At 52.5% G+C, this 7,206-nt stretch carries 4 protein-coding genes, 17 tRNA genes and 1 rRNA gene; 17 read left to right on the top strand and 5 right to left on the bottom strand.

What is annotated here, in order from left to right; all coding sequences use genetic code 11:
* Positions 1-175 (bottom strand): 16S ribosomal RNA (locus AAC01S_RS12410); the annotation flags it as partial.
* Positions 176-962: 787 nt separating this feature from the next.
* Between AAC01S_RS12410 and AAC01S_RS12405 the strand changes: the two genes are divergently transcribed.
* From AAC01S_RS12405 to AAC01S_RS12325, 17 genes are all read left to right on the top strand, one after another.
* Positions 963-1,038: transfer RNA gene (locus AAC01S_RS12405), tRNA-Lys, on the top strand.
* A 3-nt stretch (positions 1,039-1,041) separates the two neighbouring features.
* Positions 1,042-1,116: transfer RNA gene (locus tag AAC01S_RS12400), tRNA-Thr, on the top strand.
* A gap of 44 nt (positions 1,117-1,160) precedes the next feature.
* Positions 1,161-1,235: transfer RNA gene (locus AAC01S_RS12395), tRNA-Gln, on the top strand.
* A gap of 5 nt (positions 1,236-1,240) precedes the next feature.
* Positions 1,241-1,317: transfer RNA gene (locus AAC01S_RS12390), tRNA-Arg, on the top strand.
* A gap of 9 nt (positions 1,318-1,326) precedes the next feature.
* Positions 1,327-1,403: transfer RNA gene (locus AAC01S_RS12385), tRNA-Pro, on the top strand.
* Between the two features lie 21 nt (positions 1,404-1,424).
* Positions 1,425-1,507: transfer RNA gene (locus AAC01S_RS12380), tRNA-Leu, on the top strand.
* A 4-nt stretch (positions 1,508-1,511) separates the two neighbouring features.
* Positions 1,512-1,587: transfer RNA gene (locus AAC01S_RS12375), tRNA-Ala, on the top strand.
* 4 nt (positions 1,588-1,591) lie between these two features.
* Positions 1,592-1,666: transfer RNA gene (locus AAC01S_RS12370), tRNA-Asn, on the top strand.
* Between the two features lie 59 nt (positions 1,667-1,725).
* A tRNA-Thr gene (locus tag AAC01S_RS12365) sits at positions 1,726-1,801 on the top strand.
* 2 nt (positions 1,802-1,803) lie between these two features.
* Positions 1,804-1,878: transfer RNA gene (locus AAC01S_RS12360), tRNA-Glu, on the top strand.
* Between the two features lie 60 nt (positions 1,879-1,938).
* A tRNA-Gly gene (locus AAC01S_RS12355) sits at positions 1,939-2,013 on the top strand.
* Between the two features lie 73 nt (positions 2,014-2,086).
* A tRNA-Gly gene (locus tag AAC01S_RS12350) sits at positions 2,087-2,160 on the top strand.
* Positions 2,161-2,164: 4 nt separating this feature from the next.
* A tRNA-Val gene (locus tag AAC01S_RS12345) sits at positions 2,165-2,239 on the top strand.
* 41 nt (positions 2,240-2,280) lie between these two features.
* A tRNA-Glu gene (locus AAC01S_RS12340) sits at positions 2,281-2,355 on the top strand.
* Positions 2,356-2,365: 10 nt separating this feature from the next.
* Positions 2,366-2,459: transfer RNA gene (locus tag AAC01S_RS12335), tRNA-Ser, on the top strand.
* Between the two features lie 3 nt (positions 2,460-2,462).
* Positions 2,463-2,539: transfer RNA gene (locus AAC01S_RS12330), tRNA-Asp, on the top strand.
* Between the two features lie 6 nt (positions 2,540-2,545).
* Positions 2,546-2,622, top strand: a tRNA-Ile gene (locus AAC01S_RS12325).
* Between the two features lie 190 nt (positions 2,623-2,812).
* Here the strand turns inward: AAC01S_RS12325 and AAC01S_RS12320 are convergent.
* From AAC01S_RS12320 to AAC01S_RS12305, 4 genes are all read right to left on the bottom strand, one after another.
* Entirely contained in the window at positions 2,813-3,700 is an 888-nt protein-coding gene (locus tag AAC01S_RS12320) for an ABC transporter permease (protein ID WP_083511755.1), read from the bottom strand.
* Positions 3,700-4,653, bottom strand: a complete 954-nt coding sequence (locus AAC01S_RS12315; protein WP_067622705.1) for an ABC transporter permease — start codon at positions 4,651-4,653, stop codon at positions 3,700-3,702. The genes AAC01S_RS12320 and AAC01S_RS12315 overlap by 1 nt, the downstream gene beginning before the upstream one ends.
* Before the next feature lie 90 nt (positions 4,654-4,743).
* Positions 4,744-6,315 (bottom strand): ABC transporter substrate-binding protein, encoded by a 1,572-nt coding sequence (locus AAC01S_RS12310; RefSeq protein WP_067622702.1) that lies wholly within the window; start codon positions 6,313-6,315, stop codon positions 4,744-4,746.
* On the bottom strand, positions 6,312-7,085 hold the full coding sequence (locus tag AAC01S_RS12305; protein ID WP_067622700.1) for a GntR family transcriptional regulator: 774 nt from the start codon (positions 7,083-7,085) through the stop codon (positions 6,312-6,314). The genes AAC01S_RS12310 and AAC01S_RS12305 overlap by 4 nt, the downstream gene beginning before the upstream one ends.
* Between the last annotated feature and the right edge of the window lie 121 nt (positions 7,086-7,206).

Below are 7,206 nucleotides of genomic sequence, written 5' to 3'. Positions count from 1 at the left end.
TCCCCTTGAACTATCCGGCATTAGCACCCGTTTCCGAGTGTTATTCCAGTCTGATAGGCAGATTGCCCACGTGTTACTCACCCGTCCGCCGCTCACCCCGAAGGGTTCGCTCGACTTGCATGTATTAGGCACGCCGCCAGCGTTCGTCCTGAGCCAGGATCAAACTCTCAATCAATGTGTTCTCTCGAACATCGTCTCGCTTTCGCAAGACTGGTATCTCTGGCGTGGTGTGTGTTTAGTTTTCAAGGAACCATCTTTGACCGCAGATTCGCTTCGGCCTTCTGCGTTGCTTCGTCGTCGCGACTCAGTCACGTACTCTGTGTACGCTCCATTCGCCGCTCCAACTCGCGCCTTGAACTCCTCGCGACTCTTTGTCAAAGTTTTGACTGCTGATTCAACTTATCATCAACCTCAACCTCTCGTAGTCTTATTCAAGACTCGGGAGCGTCCGTAAAGGACGTTGCCGTCGAGGCGACGTGTTACAGAATATCACGGGTTTGAATCTCCGTCAATGTATTTTTTCGAGAAATTTTCGCTACCCAATCTTTTTCGTTTGATCGCCAGAAGCCCTGAGGGCATGTCTTACTATGCTCCGCTTCGGTTGAAGCTTGAATCGATTCATCTTGACTGAAGAAGATGACTCATGATGATTTATCGTTGCTCCACCGAATCGCGTCCGTTCCTCACAGGTGATCGTACAAAAGACAGAGCGTCTGCGTATCTTTTTCAAGTAAGGGCGACATTCCAGAGATCTGAGTACCATGGTTCTGGAGGACAGGGGACATCGTGATCGACATCTGTTGAACCAATACAGCGAAAGCGATACATGGGCATGTTATCCACCTATTAGTTGAAGTGTTTCTTCAACCGCCGAAAGCGGATGTGATTTAGGCGAGGTGACACTTGACTTAGTGTCTCCACCATGTTAGATTATCGAATGCCCATTGTTGAAGGGCGAGCATGAGCCATTAGCTCAGTCGGTAGAGCACCTGACTTTTAATCAGGGTGTCGCTGGTTCGAATCCAGCATGGCTCACCATCTGCCACCTTGGCTCAGGGGTAGAGCGGCTCACTCGTAATGAGCAGGTCGTCGGTTCGAATCCGACAGGTGGCTCCATAAGATGGCTTCGGCGGACCAGTGAGTCTCGTCGGGTGTCTTGTTGGGGAATAGCCAAGCGGTAAGGCAACGGTTTTTGGTACCGTCATGCGAAGGTTCGAATCCTTCTTCCCCAGCCATCTAAGTGCCCTTAGCTCAGCTGGATAGAGCGTTTGACTACGAATCAAAAGGTCGGGAGTTCGAATCTCTCAGGGCACGCCAGTTTTCTAACGGAGCATAGCGCAGCTTGGTAGCGCGCCTGCCTTGGGAGCAGGAGGTCGTGGGTTCGAATCCCGCTGCTCCGACCAGCAACACCTTGTTCAACATGTCCCGGAGTGGCGGAATTGGCAGACGCACACGACTCAAAATCGTGCGGGAAACCGTGCCGGTTCGAGTCCGGCCTCCGGGACCATCGTGGGGGTATAGCTCAGCTGGGAGAGCACCTGCCTTGCAAGCAGGGGGTCGTCGGTTCGAATCCGTCTACCTCCACCACCGTTCCTCGATAGCTCAGCGGTAGAGCATCCGGCTGTTAACCGGAGGGTCGTAGGTTCGAATCCTACTCGGGGAGCCATAGCAAGGAATTACATGGTCACGCGACTGGACAAGTCCTGTTGGCCATTTACTTTGTCCGCTCCCATAGCTCAGTTGGCAGAGCGCATCCATGGTAAGGATGAGGTCACCAGTTCAAGCCTGGTTGGGAGCTCCATTGGCCCCATGGTCAAGCGGTTAAGACACCGCCCTTTCACGGCGGTAACGCGGGTTCGAATCCCGCTGGGGTCACCAGCTATTTTTCCCACTTGACAGTGTGGCATGATAGCTTGTAGTATGGTTAAGCATCTTCGTGCGGAAGTGGCTCAGGGGTAGAGCATCGCCTTGCCAAGGCGAGGGTCGCGGGTTCGAATCCCGTCTTCCGCTCCAGATTCGCATGATACATGGGGTCTCGCTTGAACAGGGCGTTGAACCCCGCATGCGAAAGCTACACGCCCTTTGTGCGGGTGTAGTTTAATGGCAGAACGTCAGCTTCCCAAGCTGAGAGCGAGGGTTCGATTCCCTTCACCCGCTCCATCATGCGATCGTAGCTCAGGGGGAGAGCACCACCTTGACACGGTGGGGGTCACAGGTTCAATTCCTGTCGGTCGCACCATTCTGTCGGGATCGCTTGGCGAGCGGTCCCTTCGGCAGCCCGGCCCTATCGTCTAATGGTTAGGACGCCGCCCTCTCACGGCGGTAATAGGGGTTCGAATCCCCTTAGGGTCACCATCCATATTGTGGAGTGATGGCCGAGTAGGTCGAAGGCGCTCGCCTGCTAAGCGAGTATACGGTCAAAAGCCGTATCGAGGGTTCGAATCCCTCTCACTCCGCCATGAGGAACTGTGGTGTAGAGGCCTAACATGCCTGCCTGTCACGCAGGAGACCGCGGGTTCGAATCCCGTCAGTTCCGCCACTATAAGCGCCCATAGCTCAGCTGGCTAGAGCGCACGACTGATAATCGTGAGGTCGGAGGTTCAAGTCCTCCTGGGCGCACCAAAATCAAGAGCAACCATTCCTTATGAGATGGTTGCTCTCTTCTGTTGGCAGGCTATCTGGCCGCGCGCAATCACTCAGCAATCACTCAACCAACACTCCAGAACATTTTGTATCCTTGACCAAGCTCCACTGTTGATGGTTTCTGCATATCAACAAACAGAGTCTCATTATCATTACACCTCCGTCACTGTCAACTGGTGGTTCGACTCCGAGGATCGAACCAACGTTGCAAACCGTCACCGAGAAGGTTGAAGCCGAGGACGGCGATCGCGATCGCAACGCCGGGTACGACGGCCAACCAAGGGGCCATGCTCATATATCCCTGAGCGTCTTCCAACATCGTCCCCCAACTCGCAACTGGCGGCTGTACACTGAGACCGAGGTAGCTGAGACTGGCCTCCGCAACGATGCCGGACGCCATCACCATCGTAGCTTGCACGATGAGCGGCGTTACCGTATTGGGGAGAATGTGGTCCCACATAATGCGCCAATCCCTTGCACCGATAGCACGCGCGGACACGACGTACTCCTTCTCCAGTTCAGCGATCACTTGGCCGCGAACTGTTCGAACGAAAGTCGGAATGAAGCCAATTCCTATCGCAATCATCGAATTTCTGGCCCCTGGACCCAGCATCGCTGCGAGGACCAAGGCTAAAATCAAAAACGGAAAGGCCTGCAGCGCGTCGATGATACGCATGATAAACCAGTCATCGACAATGCCGCGGTAATAGCCTGAGACAAGGCCAATCGGCACGCCGATGACGAGGCTGACCACTAGGGCGCCGACCGAAACTTCCATCGAAGTACGGGCACCAATCATTGTCCGGGAGAGTTGATCGCGCCCGAGTTGGTCTGTGCCGAACAGGTGGTGCCACGTTGGGGGTTGAAGAGTGCTGCTGAAGTCGGTGCCGTTCGGATCATACGGACAAAGCCAGGGTGCAAAGAGAGCGACGAAGATGACAATGCCAACGATAAACCCGCCTATCCATAATGCGCGGTTCCGGAAACGAAAGGGCCGCTTGGCCGCCGTGGACTCAACCGATCCCGAGGTGTTGTGCATGATTGGTGCAACGGCCATTAGGTTCTTCCCCCCTCAACTCTAATGCGCGGGTCCGCGAGACCGTAGACAAGATCGACTAGTAAGTTGACAACGACGACGATCAGCGCGGCGACCATGGCGGCTCCTTGGACGGTGGTATAATCGCGGCTGAACACACTCTGCACGAGGAGTTGACCGAAGCCGGGCAATGAGAAAATTTGCTCCGTGATGACGAGTCCTCCAAGTAACCCCGCGATCTGCAAACCTCCTGTTGTGATGACTGGAATCAATGCGTTGGGCAACGCGTGTTTCAATATCACGAGTCCTGCTCGAAGACCTTTCGCTCGCGCCGTTCGGATAAAGTCTTGAGCGACGACCTCCAGCATGGTGGACCTGAGCATCCTCAGAAGAACGGCGGCTTCTCGGAGCCCGGTGGCAACCATGGGAAGGATCATTGCTGACAAGTTTTGCAACGGATTTTGCCAGATCGGAACATAACTGGACGATGGAAAGAGGTGAATCTTCACGGTGAACAGCAGCAGAAAAATGATTCCAACCCAGAACGGCGGGACGGAGAGTCCGATGGTGGACGTGAACAGAGCGGCGAAATCAGCAAACTTTCCTTTATAAACAACTGCAAGAACACCCATTGGAAATGCAATTAGTAAAGCAATAATGATAGTGCCAATCGCCAGTTCGACCGTGACCGGAAGGCGCTGCATAATTAACAAGGAAACTGGTTCGTGATTAACCAAAGACGTACCAAGATTTCCATGCAACAAGCGTGCCATCCAGTGTATATATTGCACGTCCAGCGGGAGATTGAGCCCCAATTGGGCGCGCAAAGCCGCTAGTGCCGCGGGGGTCGCATCTTGACCGAGAATGATTTCGGCGGGATCGCCTGGAATGAGGTGAATGAAGCTGAACACCATGATGCTGAGGAACAAGAGCACGGGAATCATCGTCAACAATCGCTTAAGAATATACGCCATGCTGTATCCTCCTTGCTTGACTGAGAACGGGGATCGGTTGCCACACCCGCTTTGGACGCGGTGTGGCAACCTTCGTGAGATGGCTGTGGCTTAAGAGAGTGACATTTGGTAGATGCGGAAGACACCGTCCGGGTACGATTGAAATCCACGCAAGTTCTTCGTGTAGGCGTACGTGTTATTCGGAAAATACAGGAATATATACGGATCTTGTTTGTGCATCTCGGTCATGAATTCGTCGTAAACCTTCGCGCGCGCGGACATGCTCGGTATGACACGGGCTTGGTTCAACAATTTGTCTACCACCGGATCGCTGAAGTTCGAGCCGTTATTCGGTGCCCCCGTATACCAGAACGAGTACACGTTACCGTCCGGATCGATGCGTCCGGACCAGCCGAGTGCCGACGCTTGGAATGCATGATTTGTGTTGTTCGACAGAAGTGTGCCGAATTCCAACTGCTGAATCTTCATAGTGATATGGAAAGGAGCCAACATGCTTTGAATCATTTGCGCAACTTCAGCAGTGATCGGAGAATTCGTTGTCTGGAAGGTGAATGAGAATCCGTTCGGCTTTCCTCCCTCCTTGAGCAGTTTCTTAACAAGTGTCGGATTTGGCGGCGGCGGCGTATCCAGTTGCTTGTTGTATACCGGCGATTCAGGGCTGAACGGTCCCCATGATGGAGAGGCCTCCCCATTAAATGCCACATTTACAATCGTGCTGCGATTGATGGCTGCATCCACCGCCTCACGGAGGTACCTGTTGTTGAAAGGCGCCTTTGTGGTATTCAAATAGAAACCTTGATAACCGAGTCCAGGCGTATTGGATACGACGTAGTTCGAATTGTGCTCAAGCGACGACAGCTGTTGCGCCGGAACCTGGTCCGACAGTTGAATAGAACCATTCTCCAAGTTTGTCAATTCAACATTTGGATCCGTAAACGCTTTGAAGGTTACCGTCTGAATTTTCGGCCTTCCCTTCCAATAAGACTTATTGGAAACTAGCGTAATATAATCTCCTACGACTTGACTCTGAAACGCGTAGGGGCCAGTGCCAACCGGGTGATTTTGATAATTAGAACCTTCCTTTTTAACCGCCGTTGGTGAAACCATCATGCCAGCGCGATCGGTCAAGACGCCCAGTAACGGAGCATACGGCTGCTTCAAGTGAATCACGACTGTGTCGGAATTCAAAACCGACACCGATTTCACTGAGCTCAACTCCGACGAGCGAGCAGAAACCTTCGCCATATCGCGATCCAAATTAAATTTCACGGCCTCGGCATTGAACGGTGTCCCGTCTTGAAACTTGATACCTGTGTGGAGGACGAATGTGTACGTCAGTTTGTCTTTCGAAATTGTATACGACTTAACCAGATCAGGCACAATTTGACCCTTTGGCGTAATGGCGAACAGTGTGTCATAGATGTTCATCATCACTTGACGATCCACCAACGCTGTCGACAAAGATGGATCCAGCGTCACCGGATCAGCCTGTAAACCAACGGTCAATGTGGAACTTCCGGATACGGACGCAGCTTCCGTCGATGTCGCCGTATTGTGGCCTGTCGTATTGCCAAATGGAGTCGATGTCGTTCCAAGAACACCCAGAGTACCTATTGCTACGAATGCTGCTGCCAATGCCAGTGTTGGACTGGTTCTTTTCATGTGTCTCTCCCCCTGCTTCGTCCATCACGGCTATCCGCCGCGATGTGGTCTGTTAGTACGCTAGGCACCTCTCTCAACTCGTTGATCACCGTCATATCTCTCGAAATGTGATGAAACATTGCATCGTACGCACGGCTCTCATCCCCCTGCACGATGGCCGACAGGATGTCAGCGTGCTCCTGCACAATATTTGTCTGAGTTTGAACAATATTCAGAACACGAATCCAATAATACTGGGTCACTGCGGACACGGTGTCCATGATTCGACAAAATCTGCTGTTCTTCGAACAACTCCAGATAGTCCTGTGAAATTCCTGGTTCAAATCCACAATGCGGCTTGTGTCCCCAACCTCGAGCCTACGTTTGGTATCTTCCCAGTTCATTTGCAGGACCTGAATCGTCGCTGGCGTAATACTCTTCGCCGCATTCCGGGCAGCCATTGGTTCAATGGCTAAACGCAGTTCGTAAATTTCGTTGAAATCTTCCAACGTCGGTTGGAACACGGCAACCCCATCGCGCTCCACGAGCAAGTGTTCCGTGATCAGCAGGCGAATTGCCTCGCGCACCGGACTTCGACTCACCTGCAATTGCTCTGCCAATTTCCGCTCCACAACCCGCTCTCCTGGCGCTAGCTTGCCAGTCAATATAGCATCCTTCAAATAGTCGTATACCTGAAAGACGAGCAAGGCGGCTCTTTCGATTGGTTTCAGACTGGCTCCCCCTCTCCGCGTCCGTTTATCCACGAAGTCGATGACTTCTAACGCAACCAATGTTCACCTTCAAGGTCGACGGTCGACCAAGAATATTAGAAATAATCATAAATCACACATTTTTCTTTGACAATAAGTTGCGTAAAAATTCCTTACATACAAATTTTGCGGATAAAACTGA

This window comes from Alicyclobacillus acidiphilus NBRC 100859, from assembly GCF_001544355.1.
Taxonomy (GTDB): domain Bacteria; phylum Bacillota; class Bacilli; order Alicyclobacillales; family Alicyclobacillaceae; genus Alicyclobacillus; species Alicyclobacillus acidiphilus.
Note: the sequence above shows the minus strand (reverse complement) of the source record. Positions and strands in the feature narration are given on the sequence as shown.